Genomic DNA, 17,315 nt, shown 5'->3' with positions numbered 1-17,315 from the left:
TGACGCCAATGATCTGGCTGATCTGGGCCGAGGACTGTTCGATCTGACCCATGGCCGCAACCGCCTCGCCGACCACCTGGCCTGAGGCCTCGGCGTCGGTGCGCGCGGCACCGACCACGTCGCGGGCTTCCTTGGCGCCTTCGGCGGTGCGTTTCACCGTCGCGGTCAATTCATCCAAGGCCGCAGCGGTTTCTTCCAGGCTGGCGGCCTGCTGTTCGGTGCGCCGCGACAGGTCATCGGCAGCCTGGGCGATCTCCGCCGTAGCCCCGTCAATGCTGTGGGTAGACCCGATAATCGCGGTCATGGCCTCTGACAGGCTCTGGATCGCGGTGTTGAAGTCGGTCTGCAGACGGGCGTACTCGGAGGGGAAGTCCCCATCAATGCGGGCTGTAAGGTCCCCTGATGCCACAGCGGCCAGGCCGTTTCCGATCCGGACCATGGCTTCATCCTGGCGCAGCTTGGCCGCCTCCTGCTCCTGCAGGCGACGCTTGCGGTCCATCTCGACCTCGGTCACGTCGGTGGCAAACTTGATGACGCCGATAGGTTTTCCAGTCTGGTCAAGGATGGGGTTGTAGGTCGCCTGGATCCAGATTTCCCGGCCACCCTTGCCGATCCGAAGGTATTTGTTGGACATGAACTCCCCACGCCCGAGGGTCGCCCAGAACTCCCGATAGGCGTCGGTTGCCGCCTCTTCCGGGCGCACAAACATGCGGTGGTGACGCCCGACGATCTCATCAGCGCCATAGCCCACAGTGGCGAGGAAGTTATCGTTGGCCTTGAGGATTGTGCCGTTCAGATCAAACTCGATGACCGCATTGGACCTTTGGAAAGCGGCGATCATGCTCTCCATTTCAACGACGCGTTGCTGTGAAGCAGCTTTCTTATCGCGGGCGCCCTTGAACATGCTTTCCTCCGGCCTCTCGGTTGACAGTCGGCGCGCATGTCTTTTCCTCGACGCACCGCCTGAACGACCCAAGTTCTGCGGAACAAGTTAAGGAAAAGCTGAACCAGGCGCATAGCCGATACCGGGGACACCAAAGGTACTCATTATGAGCATCGACATGAGCATCTGTGCTCTCTCGAGCACTTCTGACCTCGCGCGCCTAGACTGAATGACTGGTCATGGGGACCCGATTCGACGCGCTATCATTCAGAGCTTTTAGCCTTTCGCGCGGACTTTTCTCAGGCGTCCCCGGATATCCTCGGCCGTCTCTCTGATGCACTCATGGGGATCAGTCCCGACCAGGCGGGCCTGCGCAGCCTTGGGCAAGGCTTGACGAAGCACGCCCAGGGCCCGGGGCGGGGCCATAATCACCAGGCTCTCAAAGGTATTGTGCCGGAGAGGCTCGACCAGACTTTCGGCCACCCGCTCAAGAAAGCGATCCTCGGCCTCCTGGTGAGGCGCGTGCTCCCCCGCCCCGTGTTGTCCATAGCCTGCGCGGTCATGCACGGTGGCACCGTGGGCCGCAGCCCTGGGATAGTCGCCACCCACGCGACCCATGCGATGGGCTTCGACCTCGCGGACCTCGCCAGCCCGCTGCCGTTCCTCGAAGATGCGCGCCTGATCCCCATCTGCCACGACAATCCAGGTGGTTCCGGTCAAGTCCATGTCGATACCCTCCATTGAACCTGAAGTGGGCGCGCCAGTCGGCGGCCAAGTCCCTGACCTAGATCAATCGCCGGCGCGAAAGGCGACGGGACAACCTAAGGGATTACCCTGAGTGTGAACCGGGGCTCAGGCGCCCTAGTCTCGCCGTCGCAAGGTCGCTGCCGACCCCAAAACGTCGAGGAATCCGCCATGTCTGAGATTTCCGCCAAAGTTAGCTCCCTGGGGGGCATTCTCGTCCATGTGGAGCCTGGTGAGGCCTCCCGCGCGCGGGTGGAGGTGGCTGCCGCCCTGGCCAAGGCGATGGGCACCCGGCTGATCGGCCTGGGTGCCGAGATGGCCCAGCCCCTGGTGGCCAGCCCCTACGGCGGGGTGAACAGCGCCCAGTGGGTCGTGGCCATGAACCAGCAGATCGAAGAAGACTTGGCCTCTGCCCGCGCTGCCTTCCTCCGAGACGCCGAAGGCGTCGACAGCGAATGGCGCGCCATGCGTGAGATGCCGGCCAGGGCCCTTGCTGAGCTCTCACGGACCAGCGACGTGGTAGTGGTCAGCGCCCACCCCAACACCAACTACTACCGGGCCGTCGACCCTGCTGAAGTGGTCATGCACAGCGGTCGTCCCGTGCTGGTGGTCCCCGACAAGGCGTCGCCCCTGAAAGGCCGCGCCATTGTTGTGGCATGGAAGGACACTCGGGAGTCCCGGCGCGCCCTTCAGGACGCCCTGCCCTTTCTTCACCGGGCCGAGCAGGTGCTGGTGATGGCGATCTGCGGGCAGGACGAGGCCGGCGCGGTTCAGCGACAGGTCGACGACGTCACAGCCTACCTTACGAGGCGGGGTGTGAAGGCGACTGGCAAGGTCAGCGTCGCCCCGGACTCCGGCGTGGTCGGCGAACTGAACAATGCCGCCGACGCCATCGGTGCCGACCTGATCGTCGCCGGGGCCTATGGCCAGAGCCGCCTGCGGGAATGGGTGTTCGGCGGTGTGACCCGCACGCTGATGGATCAGCCTACCCGGCATCTGCTGCTCAGCCATTAGAGCCGCATGGCGTAAGGCTCCGCCTCGTCTCAGACCTGGTTGACGATGTTGCCCTTGACCACAGCCCGACCATCGGGGGCGAGGTCCAGGCGGGTCTGCGGCAGGGCCAGCGGCCCTTTAAGCGTGGCGTTCACCGCGTCAAGGCCGGCCGGGCCTGCGCCCCGGGCCAACAGGTAGCGCAGGGAGATCCGCTCGTGGTCAGCCGCGTCGGGCTGGGTGCCATGCAAGGTGCAGGCATGCCAGATGGCGGCCGACCCTGCGGGGCCCGTGAGCAGACGCTGGGTGACCGGCGTCTCGCCGCCGCGACCGTCCCGATAGATCCAGGCCTCTGGCCCTGTCCGCGTCAGGTCGTGGGGAAAGACCGTTCCGCCAAACTGATGCGATCCGGTGAGCAGGAACAGCGGCGCGTCCAGCCGGCTGACGGGATGCAGATAGACATAAAGGGTCAGGAAATCGGCGGGGCGGTCCCGATAGTCGATCAGGTCCTGGTGGAAATCGATCCCATAGAAATAGGTCACGTCCCGATAGTCCGGGCGGACATAGGCACCGAGGTTGTTCACCGGATTGCCCAGGATGCGCGCCCGAAGCCAGGCCGGGACGGAGGTCTGAGGCACGCCACAGACCACCTTTCGGTTCAGCACCTCATAGCCCTCGCCCAGCAAGGCGCTCAGGGCACCTGTGATGTGCGGTGCCTGCTCCACAAAGCCCAGACGGTCTTCGAAGCGCTCCAGCAGATTTCGGCCAGGCCGCGGATTGACGCCCACATGCTGGGGGTCGGCGTCGAACTCGGCCTCAGTCAGAAACAAGCGATGGTCGAAGGGCCGGGTAGCGCGGATGTCGGCCAGTAGATCAGCGGCCGCGGCTGGATCGACCAGCTCGCTGAACACATGGGCGCCTGCTGCCATGAAGTCCGCAATGGCCGGATGTGCGGCTGTGGACTGACTTGGGGCAGGCGCCGGGGCGCGGACGGCGGTCATGGGGCCTCCCGAATAGCCACCGAATGCTCCCCCCCGGCTCTGAAGATCGCGTTAACCCTGATTGCGCCCGATGGGCGCAGGCATCGCGCCTATGGCTTCGGCCGCAGGGCCCGCCACCCAAACGCCAGGATGCCGAGCATCAGGGCTTCCAGGATCATGGGGGGAACCTGCGGCACGCCTCCGCCTGAAACGACGAAGCTGATGATGCGCCCCAGGAGCGCAAGGCCGAGGAGGACCATGGCCGGGACCAGCCAGCGGCGCTCAGCGCGCACGGCCGCCAGAAGGGCAAACAGACCGCCGGCCCCGAAGAAGCCCCCGAGATCGGCCCGCAGACTGGCCACGCCCAGGAGGCTGTCAGCCGACAGGCCAAGGGTGGCCGCCAGGGCCAGGGGCTGAGTCCAGACCCGCAGGGCGATGGCCAGCAGCAGCAGGCCCAATAGGCCCAAGAGGCCCCGGGCTATGGCCCGCGCCAGGCGGTCGGCGGGCTCGGGCTTTACTTGCGCAAACCGCCGCCAGCCATAGGCCACGCCGCCGGCGATCAGCACGAGCGTGCCAAGCCCCATCAGGAGGGGCCATCGAAAATCGGCCAGGATATGGGCGGCAAGATTGAGAGCGATCTGTCGATCAGCCGAAAAGCCCTCCGGGGTCTCCCCGACGCCCACGGCCTTCGCATAGGCCTCGTAGTCAGCCAGCATGGCGGCGACCCGCGCCGGCTGGGCCAGGGACAGGTCGGTGGTCTCACCCGGATCGCGGACAATATCATAGAGCCGCCAGGCCGGGTCGCCCCAGGCACCGGCGTTGCGCGTGAGCTTATAGTCGCCCTTAAACAGAGCCGCGTCTCCGGCTGCAGCGATCCCCACCGGGTCATTCGGGCCATAAATCTGCGCCACTGCACCCCGCAACAGAGGCATGAGGCTGCGTCCATCCAGCCTGGGCTGCTCGGCACCCGCCAGGTCCAGCAGGGTCGGGGTAATGTCCGAGATGATGCTGAAGGCCCGCACGGTCTGACCCTCCGGCAGACCGGGGCCCGCCATGATCAGCGGCACACGCAGGCCGCCTTCGCTGGTGTAGAACTTGTAAAGCGCCCCTGGGGCGGCTGCCGCGCTGGCGAAGCCCGGGCCAATGGCAGCATAGGTCCCCGGCCCCCCATCGATGTCAGGCCCCGTTTCATAACCCTGGCGGCCTAGCCAGAGGCGAAACAGGGGCTCGGCGACAGGATCGCCGGCTTCCGGACCGTTATCAGACAGGATGACAAACAGGGTGTTGTCATACTGACCGGTGGCGCGCAGGTGATCCACCAGACGGCCGAAATGATGATCCATGGCCTCGAGCATGCCGGCATTGATGGCCATGGACTTGGCCGCAAGCGCCTGGGCCTCGGGCGACAGGGCGTTCCAGTCTTTCACGTTGCGCGGCGGCGGCCCCATGGGGGTGTCGGCCGAAATCAGGCCGGTGCGCACCGCGCCCTGGCGGCGTCGCTCCCGCTGGGCGGCCCAGCCATCGGTATAGAGGGACTCATATTTTCGGACGAACGACGCGGGTGCCTGGACCGGGATGTGGATGGCCAGAAAGGGCAGATAGGCGAAGAACGGTGCGTCGGCCTGGGGCGTGTCGCCGATATAGGCGATCATCTGATCCACCAGGAACTCGGAGGAATAGAAGTCCTTGGGCAGGGTGGCCGGCTTGCCGTCCTCGAACCACTCGGACGTCTCATAGAGGGGGAAATAGGACCGCTGATCCCAGTTGTCCCCGCCCGTGGCGTCCAGGGCGAAGGAGCGGTCAAACCCGTGGGCATTCGGCAGGTCGCCAGGGCCGTGACCCAAGTGCCACTTGCCGGCCATGTAGGTGCGATAGCCGACCCGCTTGAGCCGGGTCGCCACCGTTTCGACCCCCTTGGCCAGACGGCCCTGATAGGCGGGCAGGTCCCGGTGTGCAGCCGGCGTGGTCTCAGGCAGGTTGGCGACGCCTGCGGTGTGACTGTCCAGGCCGGTCATCAGCATGGCCCGCGAGGGGGCGCACATGGGTGTGGCGTGGAAGTTGGAGAACCGCGCCCCGCGGGCAGCCAGGGCGTCGATGTTCGGGGTGGCGATCTCGCTCCCGTAGGCGCCGAAGTCGGTATAGCCGGCGTCGTCCACCAGGATCAGGACGATGTTGGGCCGCTCGGTCGCCGCCCAACCGACGGTCGGCACGGCGAACAGGCCAGCGGCCATGACCAGGAGGGCCGTAAAGGCTCCGAAGACCCTGGCGCACAACGACCTGTTGCCCAAGATCGGCAGCTGCACCGCGGCACCCTTGATCGACATGGATTATCCCCCTGACCTGACGCGATCTATATGCACGATGGCTGCCAATTTATGCAAGGGTGGGGCCAGGGTCGATGGTTTGAAGCTCACGCCTGCCGCCCTGTGATCCCCCCTGCCCCCAAGGGACTTGAGTCTTGGAGACAATGGCGCGTATCGTGCCAAAAGTTTCAGGGTCGGGGAGGCCGTCGATGGTACGCAAGATCTGGTTGGGGGCGGGGTTGGCCGTCCTGGCGGTGATTGGCCTGGGGCTGGCCAACTACAAGACCGTCATCCTTTTCGTGGTGGGCAATCTCGGCAAGCAGGAGATCGCTGAAAACCAGGAAATCGCCTGGGCCCAGGGGCCAGAGGTCCCCACGGCCGGGGATCGCCCTCCCAATGTGATCGTCATTCTCGCCGATGATCTGGGCATGAATGACATCAGCACCTTCGGCGGCGGGATCGCCGGGGGCCTGGTCAAGACCCCGCATATCGATGCCCTGGCCGCCCGGGGTGCCAATCTGAGCCAGGCCTATGCCGGCCAGGCGACCTGCGCCCCGTCGAGGGCGATGATCATGACCGGCCGCTATGCCACCCGGCACGGGTTCGAGTTCACCCCGACCCCTGACGGCATGGGCCGTATCCTGGAACTTTTCTACAATGATGGTTCTCGGCCCCATCCCATGCTGCGGGATGCTGAGGCGGAGAGAAACACGCCCCCCATGAGGGAGCAGGGACTGCCCGGCAGCGAGATCACTATGGCCGAGGTCCTCAAGGCCCGCGGATATCACACCGTGCACATCGGCAAGTGGCACCTGGGGGACACCGAAGAATTCAACGCCAACGCGCAAGGCTTCGATGAAAGCCTGCTGATGGCCAGCGGCCTCTACTTGCCTGAGGACCATCCCGATGTGGTCAACGCCAAGCTGCCCTTCGATCCCATCGACCGCTTCCTGTGGGCCCGGATGCAGGCCGCCGCCAAGTTCAATGGCGGACCCATGTTCGCGCCGCGGGGCTATCTGACCGACTACTACACCGAGGAATCGATCAAGGTCATCCAGGCTAACCGCAACCGGCCCTTCCTGCTCTATCTGGCTCACTGGGGAATCCACACGCCGCTGCAGGCCACCCGGGCCGATTATGACGCCCTGCCGCAGATCAAGGACCATCGCCTGCGGGTCTATGGTGCCATGATGCTGGCCCTGGATCGCAGCGTCGGAAAGATCATGGCTGCCCTGGAGGCCCAGGGCCTGGCGGACAACACCATCGTGGTGTTCACCAGCGACAATGGCGGCGCGGGCTATCTTGGCCTGCCTGAGGTCAACGCGCCCTACCGGGGTTGGAAACTGAGCTTCTTCGAGGGCGGGATCCGGGTGCCGATGTTCATTTCCTGGCCGGATCGGATCGCCCCAGGAACCGTGATGGGCGACCCCGCCCACCATATTGACCTGATGCCCACTCTGGCGGCCGCAGCGGGCGCACCAACCCCCACCGATCGGACCATCGACGGCGTCAATCTCCTGCCCTGGCTCAGCCCAGCGCGGCCGGCAGAGCCCCCCCATGAGGCCCTGTTCTGGCAAAGCGGCTATTATCGCGCTGTGCTTCACAAGGGCTGGAAACTGCAGACCTCCGACCTGCCTAAGAAGGACTGGCTGTACAATCTTGTCGCCGACCCCACCGAGCAGACCAATCTGGCGGAGGCCAACCCGCAGAAGGTGGCAGAACTGAAGGCCCTGTTGGCCGCTCACCAGGCGGCGGGTCGAGGCCCCCTGTTCCCCAATGTCGGCTCGGTCCCGGTGATGATCGACAAAACCCTCGCCGATCCCGCCACTGAGGCTGATGAGTTCGTGTATTGGCCGGGATGATGTCAGACGCCCTTGAACCCATGACCACCGCTGACGGCGTCGCCTTTCTGCGCACGCCCGAGGCGGCCTTCGCTGAGCTGGCCGATTTCCCCTTTCAGCCGAACTATTTCAGCTTCGAGGGTCTTCGGATCCACTATGTGGACGAGGGGCCAAGGGATGGACCCGTGGCCTTGCTGATGCATGGGATGCCGACCTGGTCCTATCTCAATCGGCATCTCATCCGTCGTCTGACGGAGGCGGGCTATCGGTGCATCGCTGCCGATCACATCGGTTTTGGCCGTTCCGACAAGGTGGTGGCCGATGACTGGTACTCCATCACCCGTCACGTTCAGGCGCACCGGGCGCTGATCGAGGCCCTGGACCTGCAGGCCATCACCCTGTTCTGCCAGGACTGGGGTGGGCCGATCAGTCTGGCCCAGGTGGCGGAGAGGCCAGCGCGTTTCGAGCGGCTGGTGATCATGAACACCTGGCTGCACCACGCGGCCTATGAATACACCCCGCGCCTCATCCAGTGGAATGGCCAGTGGAAGCCAGAAGGCCTGTTCGGCACCAATGTGCCTGACCGCCTGTCCCTGGGGTGGTTCATGGCCCTGGCCCTGGGGCATATGGGGCCCCCTGACCTGTTCGCCCTGATCCAGACCGGAACCAAGCCGAGCCTCAGCCCGACAGGTGAACTGGCGCGGCAGGGATATGACGCGCCGTTTGTGGGTCTGGGTCATGCCGGCCACGCCGGTCCCAGACGGTTTCCTTTAAGCCTGCCCTTCGACAATCCCGAAGGCGGCGCAGCCGAAGCCCAGAGCCATTGGCACGCTGCCCTCCAGACCTGGACCGGGCCGATCCATTTCATCTGGGGCGGTGCCGACGAGGTGTTCACCGAAGCCTGGGGCCGCGCCTGGGCGTCTGGCTTTCCCCAAGCGACCTTCGATGTGATCACCGAGGCCGGGCACTTCCTGCAGGACACCCATGGGGACGTGATCGCCGACAACTTCCTGCGGCACCTGGGGCGTATGCCCTAGGCCTGCGCCCCATCTCGGGGCCAGGCTCTGCGCCAAGCTGGGGCCCTAAAGCAGGCTGGCGATCAGGCCGACGGTGGGGGAGGTGCGGCCAGCGACAAGGTCCGTGAGGGCCGATTGCACAGCTTCAGCACCGCGAATGTGCTGGAGCGTCATGCGTCCCTTCAGCTCCTGAACCATGCGCAGGGTCTCGACCTGGGTTCGACGCTGGATGACACCGGGGCCAAGGTCGCCGTCACGCTTGGCGATGTGGGCGGGAATGAAGATGAAGTCGTGGGACGGCGCGCCCGGCACCTTGCTTCTCGACCGGGGCTGATCCCAGTGGGTGGCACCGACGGCGCAGCTGAGCTTCAGCTGCGATCCGAACTGTTGGTGGATTGCGCCGATTACTCCCCCGTCGCCGGCCATGTCGACAAAGGCGCTCGGGACAGTCCCGTCCAGCTGGCCGATGTCGCCATAGGGGATGACCCGGTCGCAGAGGCCTAGGTCCTGAACAAAATCGATATTGCCTGGGGAGGTCAGGCCAATCACCTGCGGCCTGGGGGCCGGGTGGCGGGCCAGCATGTTGAGAAGGCCGATGGCGGTCTTGGAGGAGGCGCTGCTCACCAGGATCTGTTCGGCACCGAAGAAGCCGTTGTCGAGCAGATAATCATAGAGCAGGTAGCCGGTGCCCAGCAGCGGCAGGAGCAGGCAGCGCTCATCCTCCAGGGCCTTCATCTCGGCCGGCTCGCCGGTGGTGCGCTGATAATGGTTGTAGAAGACCGGCAGCGCCGCCCGGTGCGGTGCTGCGTCCACAAACCCCCTCGCCCCGACATCCTCAGGGGACAGGACCACATGGGACGCTGTGGGGAAGAAGCCATAGATGCGCTCCCCCACCGCCACATCGGGGTGGCGTGAGTCGGTCACGTCGGCGAACCCCCACACTGGAACCAGGCCCCAGGGTTCCGCCGTCGGGAAATAGCCCCAGTAGCCGATGGTGGTGCCCGACAGGGCGTAGCTCACATTGTTGGCGGTCATGGCGAAGCGGTCGATGGCCAACAGAATCTCGCCCGCCGCGAGGTCTGGCGTCGGCAGCTCCACGAGCCGGCTGTCGGTCAGGGCATCACGGCGCAGCTGGAGTTGGGTGATCATCGGGGGCGGCCTTTCCAGAACGCAGAGACAACAGCAGGAACACCACGGCCAGGGCGGCCTGGACCACGGTGGTATAATGCTCTGGCGGGTGATGATCACCTGCCCCGCGACCAAACCAGGCGTCCAGGGCCACAAGCCCCCGCTCAAGGATGACCAGCAGCAAGAAGAGCGGGACCAGACTGCGATAGCGCACCGCCACGATCAACTGGGCAAGACCGTGGGGAATCTGGAGCGCGCCGTACCAGGCGAAGACCGCCACGATGGTCTCCCGCCGGGTAGACAGGTCGATACCTGCGATCACCCCCGCCCCGCCGTCGGGCAGACCATAGTGGATCAGGCCCGGGATCAGGGATCCCAGGGCGCATAGCCCGAGGAACCAAACAGAAATCTGGGCCCCACCATAGGCGGGGTTGGTGGAGGCCGGCAGCAACCTGGCCAGGGACATGACTAGCTGACTTCCAGGAAGGCCGTGATCGCGGCGACCAACTGCTCAGGAGCGTCTTCCTGAATGAAGTGACCAGCCTTGGGGATGATCTGGTGGTTCTGTCCCTTGGCGCCGGGGATGCTGGCCTGGGCGCGAACCTCCCAGCCCTTGGCCACCGGGTCGAGCTCACCAAACAGGGTCAGGAACGGCTTTTCGAAGCGGCAGAGCTTTTCCCAGGCGGCCTTGTTCAGCGGCACGCCGGGATTGTCCGGCTGAACGGCGATGAGCAGGGGAAAGGAGATGAGCCCCCACTCATAGTCCGATGAGGGGAAGGGGGCGAGATAGGCCGCCCGCTCGGCCTCGCTCAGCTTGTTTTCCATGCCCTGGTCGAGCATGGGCCAAGGAAAGGCCGTGGCGGCGTTCATCATGCCGACCCACATCTTCATGAAGTCGCTTTCGCCCTCCCCGATGGGCAGGCCGGTATTGGCCGCGACCACCCGGTCGAAACGCTCGGGATGCTGCGCCACCAGATAGAGGCCAATGGTGCCGCCCCAGTCCTGACAGAAAAGCGTGATGTTGTTCAGGTCCATGGCCGTGAGCCACCGGCCCATCCAGTCGTAGTGACGGGCCAGGGTATAGTCCCCCTTGGCAGCCGGCTTGTCAGAGCGGCCGCAGCCCACCAGGTCCACGGCAATCACCCGGCGCCCGGAGGCCAGCAGGCCGGGGATCATCTTGCGGTAGAGATAGGCCCAGGTGGGGTTGCCATGCATCAGCAGGATGGGCTCAGCGTCCCTTGGCCCCTCATCCACGTAATGGATGCGGATCTCGGTCCCATCCGCGTCTTGAATGGTGAGATAGTGCGGGGCCCAGGGGAAATTGGGCAGGTTTTCGAAGCGCTCGTCAGGGGTGCGCAGGACGTTCATGGGGGTCTCCAGGCGCCCGGTGGCCTTAGCCAGCCAGGAGGGGGGTCGCGTTCAATTGGGTGTGAAGAAGGGCGATGTGACCGAGCGCCGCAGCCAGGGCCAGGGTCAGGGCAACCCACACCTTGGGGCTGGCCAGGGTCATGATCTGGGGCTGGGTGGGGAAGGAATAGGTCTGCGGCATGGCCGCGAACTTGAACTCATGGGCACCGGCGAAACGGGGATCGACCACCAGGGCGGCCAGATCCCGGCGGCTGCGATAGCGCATGTAGCCGACAATCGACCAGCCGGGGTCGGCCTCTACCCCCCAGGCATCGACATAACCGCCAACCTTGCGGGCGACGACGGCGGGATGACCGCCCCGGGCGAACAGGGCTGGCAGGAACATGCGGGTATAGCCTTCCATCACCGCCCGGGCGGGGCGAAGCTGGCCGGTGACCGGATCCGGGATCTCGCCTGGGGCCATCCGCACCAGGTTGAGCATGAAGAACTCTCGCCCATCATCGGCCTCCAGGAAGGCACGCAGGGTGGCCAGCGAATTGCGGCCCTCCATCTCTACCCCTGAGGCCACCAGACCCTCGAGGGTCGACTGGGTCTCAGCCGGCGAAAGGGGGCCCCGCCAGTTGACGTACCAGGCCAGGAAAAGACCGTAGGCGATCAGGGCCAGCCCCCAGGGCACCATCCATGTCTCGACCATTACATCCCCCCGGGACTGTTTTTATTGACACTATAAATGCCACTATATGGGCTCATATCAGCTTGGCAACCGCCTTGCCCACGGACCCGCAATCAACGCTGGGCGCTCATGCGCCGGACCTGGCGCACCTCATCGGTTCCTGCGGGCAGAGAGATCATGTCCCCGTCGCGGCCCACCTTCAGCGGACCAGAGAACTGGCTCCGGGCGTCCCCCAGGAAGGGACCCTCCAGGGCGCGGATCGGGAGGGGCGGAACAATGTGATTGAGCAGCAGGAACTTTACCCCGGCCCGCTCCGCCAGCTGCGCGGCCTGTTCGGGGGTTGTGTGATAGTCGGTGATGTCAGTGAAGATCTGCGCGAAGTTCGGTCGGCCGGCCGCCTCAGCCGCCGCCCGCTGCCGCATGACGAGATCAATGGACAGGGCCTCGTGCACCAGCAGATCCACCCCCTTGGACTGATCCTCCACCACCGGTGAGGGGGTGGTGTCGCCGCTGAGCACGGCACTGCGGCCCTTGTAATCAAAGCGATAGCCCACCGAGGGCTCAACCGGATCATGGTCGACCCGGAATGCGGTGATCTTCAGGTCCGGATCATCAAGGATCACCAGGCTCACCTGGCCCTCTGGAATCGTAAACGGGCGGGCTGTGCCGCCATAGCCGGCGGGGGGCGTCACATCGGCACCGTGGTGGGCGATCCGGTAGTCCCGATCCAGGCTGTAGGCCTGGGCGAAGCCGGCCAGAACGGTATCGACGCCGGGCGGGCCATAGACTGGCGTTGGCGAGGTTGCCGAGCTGGAGGCCCAGCGCTGCATCAGCAACTCCCCCAGACCGTCCATGTGGTCAGAATGGAAATGGGTGAGCAGGATGGCTTCGATCTGGGCCGGGGGCAGCTGCATCAGGGTCAGGTTCCGGCTGGACCCCGAACCGACATCGACGATGAACATCCGCTGGCCGGCAATCACCGCCGTACAGGGCCCGCTGCGATGCACATCAGGCATGGGTGAGCCCGCCCCGCACAGGGCCACATGCAGGCCATCAGGCAAGTCGGCCAGGGGATCGGCGGCCATGTTGCGGGCCATGACCCGGTCCATGAGGGCCAGGGCCACCTGACCGCGGGCCAGCCAAAGCCCGCCTCCGATCGCCAGGATCAGGGCCAGAACAATGAGAGCGAGTTTCGCAGGCCAGCGCATGGCGAGGCTCCAGATGGGGCGATGGGAATGAAGTTCAGCCCGGTGACGGCGACGCAGGAGCGCGAAGCACTGTACGGAACCCCACATGGGACGCGCCGCTGTCAGGGGGACCCGGTGCCCGGGCGGCCGGGCGATAGCGGAAACAGAAGTTGTCAGCGCAGAGGAACGAACCGCCCTTGATCACATGCTTGGGCCGGCCAGGCTCATCGGGGTCATGGGACATGGCGCGGGAGGGGCCACCCTGTTCCAGCACCGAGGCAGGAACCAGGCCCGGTCGGTACCAGTCCGAAGTCCACTCCCAGACATTGCCGGTGATGTCGTAGAGGCCAAAGCCGTTGGCCGGGAAACAGCCCACGGGGGCGGCGGTGGCCTTGTGGCCATCATCCCCGGTGTCGGCGACGGGGAAGACGCCCTGCCAGGTGTTGGCCAGGGGCTTCCCCGGCGCAGAAGGCGCGTCCCCCCAGGCATAGCGGGCACCGGCCAGTCCCCCCCGGGCGGCATATTCCCACTCGGCCTCGGTGGGCAGATCCCGGCCAAGCCAGCGGGCATAGGCCAGGGCGTCGGCCCAGCCGATGTGCACCACCGGCCAGGCGTCCTTGCCCTTGATGGTGCTGCCAGGCCCCTCTGGCTGGCGCCAGTTGGCCCCGGGGATGATCCGCCACCAGACCGCCGGGTTACCCCCCGCCGCCCCTGCCCCGACAAAGACCAGGGACGCCGGGGCGCGGTCCTCGGCGCTCAGACCTGGATAATCGGCCTCGGGCAAGGGCTGCTCTGCCTGGGTGACATAGCCGGTGGCCTCGACGAACCGGGCGAAGGCGGCGTTGGTGACCTCGGTCTGGTCGATCCAGAAGTCCCCCACCTGCACCTGCCGCGGTGGCCCTTCCTCAGGATGCTCGCTCGCCGCCCCCATGGCGAAAACCCCGCCAGTGATGGCCACCATGCCTGTGGTCGGATTTGCAGGGTCAGGCAGGGCGAGAGCGGCGAGACAGGCCTCAGGGGCCTTAGTCTCAGGGCTGCAGGCGCCGAGCAGGCCGATGATCAGCAGGCCGGGGACCAGCGCGCCTGGAGCCAGGCGCAGTTGCGCCCCCTGCCCTGCCCGCTGCGTCCTGCCGATCCCCACCTGCGCTGCTCCCGGAGCCTTGTCGAGTTCGCCAACTATTGGCATAGTTCGTGCTGAAATCAAGCGGAGCGTCCGATGTCCGACCGCCAGTCCATCACCCTCTCCGGCTCACCCGGGTCGCCCTATACCCGCAAGATGCTGGCGCTGCTGCGCTACCGGCGCATCCCCTATCGCTTCCTGCTGGCCAACAGTCCGGCCAGCGCTGGCCTGCCCCAACCCAAGGTCCGGCTGCTGCCCACCTTCTATCTGCCCGATGAAACCGGAACCGTTCAGGCGGTGGTGGACTCCACCCCCCTGATCCGCCGGCTGGAACGGGAGGTGGCGGGCCGGAGCGTCCTGCCTGCCGATCCAGACCTAGGCTTCATCGACGAGCTGATCGAGGACTATGCCGACGAGTGGCTGACCAAGGCCATGTTCCACTATCGCTGGGCCTATGCCGACGACATTGAGCGGGCCAGCCGTATCCTGCCCGCCTGGTCAGGCCTGTCGATCCCCGACGCGGTCCTGGCCCAGAGGGGGGTGATGTTCAGCCAGCGTCAGATCGACCGGCTCTATGTGGTGGGCTCCAACCCGGTGACGGGACCGGTGATCGAGGCCAGCTATCGCCGGTTCCTGGAGATCTTTGAGGCCCATCTCACCCATCAGCCCTTTCTGCTCGGCAAGCGACCTGCGGCCAGCGACTTTGCGGTCTATGGCCAGCTGACCCAGCTGGCCCAGTTTGATCCGACGCCCATGGCCCTGACCCTGAAGGTCGCCCCACGGGTGTTCGCCTGGGTCAGCCTGATGGAAGACACCTCGGGCCTGGAGCCGCAGGCCGAGGACTGGACGCCCCTGGCCGACCAGCCTGCAACCCTGGCGGCGCTATTGGCGGAGATGGGACGGGTCTATGGGCCGGTGATGCTGGCCAATGAGGCCGCCCTGGCCAGCGGAGCGGCGGAGGTCAAGACCACCGTCGATGGCCTGGCCTGGAGCCAGTCGCCGTTCCCTTATCAAGCCAAGTGCCTGACCTGGCTGCGCGCCGCCTATGCGAAACTGGACAACAACGCCAAAAACACTGTCGATCCGCTGCTGGCGCAGGGGGGACTGGCGGGCATTTTCGCCTGACCTCTGGCGCCCTGGCCCGCTGCGTTCTAATCAGCGCAGATGATTGGTCAGAGGCATCGCGCGTGAGCTTGTCCCCCGCCGTCCAGATTGAAACCGCCAATGCGCCAGAGACGGACGGACGCCGCCGCCGGTCGCAGGACAGCCGTGCCCGTATCGTCCAGGCGATGCTCGACCTGGTGCGGGCGGGCGAAACGTCGCCAGCGGCCGAGCTGGTCGCCGACCAGGCCAAGGTCGGCCTGCGCACGGTCTTCCGGCACTTCAACGACATGGACAGCCTGTACCGTGAGATGACCGCGGTCATCGAGGCGGAGCTGCAGTCGGTGATCGACCAGCCATTCAAGAGTGCGGACTGGCGTGGGCGCATGGTGGAGCTGGTGCAGCGCCGGGCCGGTGCCTATGAGCGCATCGCCCCCTTCCGCCGGGCCAGCGAGGTCCTGCGCCAACGCTCTCAGAGCCAGGCTGCTGACCAGGCCAAGTTCGTGGCCATCGCCCGGGAGATCCTGCGCCGGGAAGCCCCGCCGGAACTGGTCGAGGACAAGGCCCGGTTTGAGGCCCTGGACCTGCTGCTGAGCTTTGAGGCCTGGAACCGCCTGCGACGGGACCAGGGCCTCTCGCCCCGCAAGACGGTCGAGGCCCTGGAGACCGCTGTCGCGGCCCTGATCAAGGGCCTCTGACCCCTAAAGCAGGTTCCGATCAGACCTAACCGCCTGATCGGAACGCGCCCTATTTCGCCGCAGCCTGGATGGCGTCGAGGAAGGCCAGCCGCGCCGCTGACAGATCCTGGCCCGTGGCCCGGGGCCAGGCCGAGTTCATGACAATCACCAGCCCGTCTTCGCGGTAGGTGGTGATCGACTGGCCGAAGATGCCCGAGGCCTGATAGGCACCGCTCGGATTCATCCACCAGAAATAGCCATAGCCCGAGGCACCGTTCTCGATCTGGGCGCTGGTGGCCTCAGCCACCCAGCCCTCGGGCAGCACCGCCTGGCCGCCGGCCATGCCCCCCTCAAGCATGAACTGCCCCATGCGCCCATAGTCGCGCAGGGTCATGGAGATGCAGCAGCCGCCGCGCTCCAGGCCTGATGGGTCGAGCATCCAGATGCCGTCCCGCTCCATGCCATAGGGCTTCCAGATCTTCTCAGAGGCATAGGCCGACAGGCTCTGGCCCGTGGCCTTGGCCACCAGCACGCCCGCCAGATCGGTCTCGCCGGTATTGTAGTTGAACACCGTGCCGGGGGGGTGGGCGCGGGGCAGCCGGCGCATATAGCTGACCATGACATTCATGCCCGGCTCGGCAGGGCCCGCCCCGGCATTGGCCACGTCGGACTTGGGATCGGTATAGTCCTCGTTCCACTTCACGCCCGAGCTCATCATCAGGAGCTGGCGCACGGTGACCCCGTCGTAGCCGGACCCCTTCAGCTCGGGGATGTAGTCGGTGACCGGGGCGTTCAGGCCGGCGATCTTGCCGTCCTTGATGGCCGCGCCGACCAGGGTCGAGGTCAGCGACTTGGCCACCGAGAAGGAGGTCCAGCGGTCGGCCGGCTGGCGGCCGAGGCCATAGCGCTCCAGGAGGATCTCCCCGTCCTTGAGTACCAGAAGGCCCGAGACGTTGAACGCCTCCATGTAGGAGGCCACCGTCCAGGTCTGGCCCCCATGCTCGAAGCTCGGATCGATCTGGCGATCGGCCATCACCAGGGGCCGCACGGTCTCGCCCCGTTCGATGGTGTTGACCTGGAAGATGTCCTCGATGGTGCGATAGCCGCGGCTCTGCAGCTCCGGCGACCACATGAGGAAACTCGGCGTGGCAGGGTCCAGGGGGACCTGGGCCCCCGCTGGCGCGGCGGTGGCGAGGCCAGCGGCGGCCACAGCGCTGGCCAGGGCGATGATGCGACTCATGGGGCGTTTCCTTGTTGTGTTTTACCGCAAGGCTAGCCCATTGCGCCGCCATCGCCAGGGGTCA

16 protein-coding genes are annotated in these 17,315 nt (G+C 65.9%); 5 read left to right on the top strand and 11 right to left on the bottom strand.

Features of this window, described 5'->3' with window-relative positions; all coding sequences use genetic code 11:
- On the bottom strand, nucleotides 1-841 hold an 841-nt coding region (locus MH112_RS12045), incomplete at its 3' end, for a PAS domain-containing methyl-accepting chemotaxis protein (protein WP_296568080.1).
- A gap of 318 nt (nucleotides 842-1,159) precedes the next feature.
- On the bottom strand, nucleotides 1,160-1,609 hold the full coding sequence (locus tag MH112_RS12040) for a host attachment protein (RefSeq protein WP_296568078.1): 450 nt from the start codon (nucleotides 1,607-1,609) through the stop codon (nucleotides 1,160-1,162).
- Between the two features lie 189 nt (nucleotides 1,610-1,798).
- Here MH112_RS12040 and MH112_RS12035 point away from each other — a divergent pair, with 189 nt between their 5' ends.
- The gene (locus tag MH112_RS12035) at nucleotides 1,799-2,641 is read left to right on the top strand and encodes a universal stress protein (protein WP_296568076.1); all 843 of its coding nucleotides are present in this window, start codon (nucleotides 1,799-1,801) and stop codon (nucleotides 2,639-2,641) included.
- Between the two features lie 29 nt (nucleotides 2,642-2,670).
- Here the strand turns inward: MH112_RS12035 and MH112_RS12030 are convergent, their stop codons facing one another.
- Nucleotides 2,671-3,618 carry a phytanoyl-CoA dioxygenase family protein gene (locus MH112_RS12030; RefSeq protein WP_296568074.1) on the bottom strand — a complete coding sequence of 316 codons (948 nt, stop codon included), beginning with the start codon at nucleotides 3,616-3,618 and terminating at the stop codon, nucleotides 2,671-2,673.
- A gap of 89 nt (nucleotides 3,619-3,707) precedes the next feature.
- Nucleotides 3,708-5,921, bottom strand: coding sequence for an arylsulfatase (locus MH112_RS12025; protein ID WP_296568072.1), 2,214 nt, complete (start codon nucleotides 5,919-5,921; stop codon nucleotides 3,708-3,710).
- A 188-nt stretch (nucleotides 5,922-6,109) separates the two neighbouring features.
- On the opposite strand from MH112_RS12025, the gene MH112_RS12020 reads away from it, so the two are divergent.
- Together MH112_RS12020 and MH112_RS12015 are read left to right on the top strand one after the other, a co-directional pair.
- Nucleotides 6,110-7,762, top strand: coding sequence for a sulfatase-like hydrolase/transferase (locus MH112_RS12020; protein WP_296568070.1), 1,653 nt, complete (start codon nucleotides 6,110-6,112; stop codon nucleotides 7,760-7,762).
- Nucleotides 7,763-7,782: 20 nt separating this feature from the next.
- Nucleotides 7,783-8,778, top strand: coding sequence for an alpha/beta fold hydrolase (locus MH112_RS12015; protein ID WP_296568068.1), 996 nt, complete (start codon nucleotides 7,783-7,785; stop codon nucleotides 8,776-8,778).
- 45 nt (nucleotides 8,779-8,823) lie between these two features.
- Here the strand turns inward: MH112_RS12015 and MH112_RS12010 are convergent, their stop codons facing one another.
- The 6 genes from MH112_RS12010 to MH112_RS11985 all read right to left on the bottom strand — a co-directional run bounded on the left by MH112_RS12010 (nucleotide 8,824) and on the right by MH112_RS11985 (nucleotide 14,254).
- Nucleotides 8,824-9,906: a DUF2855 family protein gene (locus tag MH112_RS12010; RefSeq protein WP_296568066.1), complete on the bottom strand. Its 1,083-nt coding sequence runs from the start codon at nucleotides 9,904-9,906 to the stop codon at nucleotides 8,824-8,826.
- Complete coding sequence (locus MH112_RS12005) at nucleotides 9,878-10,351, bottom strand: hypothetical protein (RefSeq protein WP_296568065.1); 474 nt, start codon at nucleotides 10,349-10,351, stop codon at nucleotides 9,878-9,880. Before MH112_RS12005 ends, MH112_RS12010 begins: the two co-directional genes overlap by 29 nt.
- Before the next feature lie 2 nt (nucleotides 10,352-10,353).
- Nucleotides 10,354-11,253, bottom strand: coding sequence for a haloalkane dehalogenase (locus MH112_RS12000; protein ID WP_296568062.1), 900 nt, complete (start codon nucleotides 11,251-11,253; stop codon nucleotides 10,354-10,356).
- 25 nt (nucleotides 11,254-11,278) lie between these two features.
- Nucleotides 11,279-11,947: a hypothetical protein gene (locus MH112_RS11995; protein WP_296568061.1), complete on the bottom strand. Its 669-nt coding sequence runs from the start codon at nucleotides 11,945-11,947 to the stop codon at nucleotides 11,279-11,281.
- A 92-nt stretch (nucleotides 11,948-12,039) separates the two neighbouring features.
- Nucleotides 12,040-13,134 carry an MBL fold metallo-hydrolase gene (locus tag MH112_RS11990; protein ID WP_296568060.1) on the bottom strand — a complete coding sequence of 365 codons (1,095 nt, stop codon included), beginning with the start codon at nucleotides 13,132-13,134 and terminating at the stop codon, nucleotides 12,040-12,042.
- Nucleotides 13,135-13,168: 34 nt separating this feature from the next.
- On the bottom strand, nucleotides 13,169-14,254 hold the full coding sequence (locus MH112_RS11985; protein ID WP_296568058.1) for a formylglycine-generating enzyme family protein: 1,086 nt from the start codon (nucleotides 14,252-14,254) through the stop codon (nucleotides 13,169-13,171).
- A 75-nt stretch (nucleotides 14,255-14,329) separates the two neighbouring features.
- Here MH112_RS11985 and MH112_RS11980 point away from each other — a divergent pair, with 75 nt between their 5' ends.
- Both MH112_RS11980 and MH112_RS11975 read left to right on the top strand, forming a co-directional pair.
- Nucleotides 14,330-15,358 carry a glutathione S-transferase N-terminal domain-containing protein gene (locus MH112_RS11980; RefSeq protein WP_296568056.1) on the top strand — a complete coding sequence of 343 codons (1,029 nt, stop codon included), beginning with the start codon at nucleotides 14,330-14,332 and terminating at the stop codon, nucleotides 15,356-15,358.
- Nucleotides 15,359-15,420: 62 nt separating this feature from the next.
- Nucleotides 15,421-16,032: a TetR/AcrR family transcriptional regulator gene (locus tag MH112_RS11975; protein WP_296568055.1), complete on the top strand. Its 612-nt coding sequence runs from the start codon at nucleotides 15,421-15,423 to the stop codon at nucleotides 16,030-16,032.
- 49 nt (nucleotides 16,033-16,081) lie between these two features.
- On the opposite strand, the gene MH112_RS11970 is transcribed toward MH112_RS11975, so the two are convergent.
- On the bottom strand, nucleotides 16,082-17,251 hold the full coding sequence (locus tag MH112_RS11970; protein ID WP_296568053.1) for a serine hydrolase: 1,170 nt from the start codon (nucleotides 17,249-17,251) through the stop codon (nucleotides 16,082-16,084).
- Nucleotides 17,252-17,315: the final 64 nt, after the last annotated feature.

This window comes from Phenylobacterium sp., assembly GCF_022402485.1.
Taxonomy (GTDB): domain Bacteria; phylum Pseudomonadota; class Alphaproteobacteria; order Caulobacterales; family Caulobacteraceae; genus Phenylobacterium.
This window is presented reverse-complemented; position numbering and strand designations above follow the sequence as displayed.

What these genes read in the sequence shown, in the direction of transcription:
- MH112_RS12040 (WP_296568078.1), bottom strand. Translation starts at nt 1,609, where the DNA reads ATGGACTTGACCGGAACCACCTGGATTGTCGTGGCAGATGGGGATCAG.
- MH112_RS12035 (WP_296568076.1), top strand. Translation starts at nt 1,799, where the DNA reads ATGTCTGAGATTTCCGCCAAAGTTAGCTCCCTGGGGGGCATTCTCGTC.
- MH112_RS12030 (WP_296568074.1), bottom strand. Translation starts at nt 3,618, where the DNA reads ATGACCGCCGTCCGCGCCCCGGCGCCTGCCCCAAGTCAGTCCACAGCC.
- MH112_RS12025 (WP_296568072.1), bottom strand. Translation starts at nt 5,921, where the DNA reads ATGTCGATCAAGGGTGCCGCGGTGCAGCTGCCGATCTTGGGCAACAGG.
- MH112_RS12020 (WP_296568070.1), top strand. Translation starts at nt 6,110, where the DNA reads ATGGTACGCAAGATCTGGTTGGGGGCGGGGTTGGCCGTCCTGGCGGTG.
- MH112_RS12015 (WP_296568068.1), top strand. Translation starts at nt 7,783, where the DNA reads ATGACCACCGCTGACGGCGTCGCCTTTCTGCGCACGCCCGAGGCGGCC.
- MH112_RS12010 (WP_296568066.1), bottom strand. Translation starts at nt 9,906, where the DNA reads ATGATCACCCAACTCCAGCTGCGCCGTGATGCCCTGACCGACAGCCGG.
- MH112_RS12005 (WP_296568065.1), bottom strand. Translation starts at nt 10,351, where the DNA reads ATGTCCCTGGCCAGGTTGCTGCCGGCCTCCACCAACCCCGCCTATGGT.
- MH112_RS12000 (WP_296568062.1), bottom strand. Translation starts at nt 11,253, where the DNA reads ATGAACGTCCTGCGCACCCCTGACGAGCGCTTCGAAAACCTGCCCAAT.
- MH112_RS11995 (WP_296568061.1), bottom strand. Translation starts at nt 11,947, where the DNA reads ATGGTCGAGACATGGATGGTGCCCTGGGGGCTGGCCCTGATCGCCTAC.
- MH112_RS11990 (WP_296568060.1), bottom strand. Translation starts at nt 13,134, where the DNA reads ATGCGCTGGCCTGCGAAACTCGCTCTCATTGTTCTGGCCCTGATCCTG.
- MH112_RS11980 (WP_296568056.1), top strand. Translation starts at nt 14,330, where the DNA reads ATGTCCGACCGCCAGTCCATCACCCTCTCCGGCTCACCCGGGTCGCCC.
- MH112_RS11970 (WP_296568053.1), bottom strand. Translation starts at nt 17,251, where the DNA reads ATGAGTCGCATCATCGCCCTGGCCAGCGCTGTGGCCGCCGCTGGCCTC.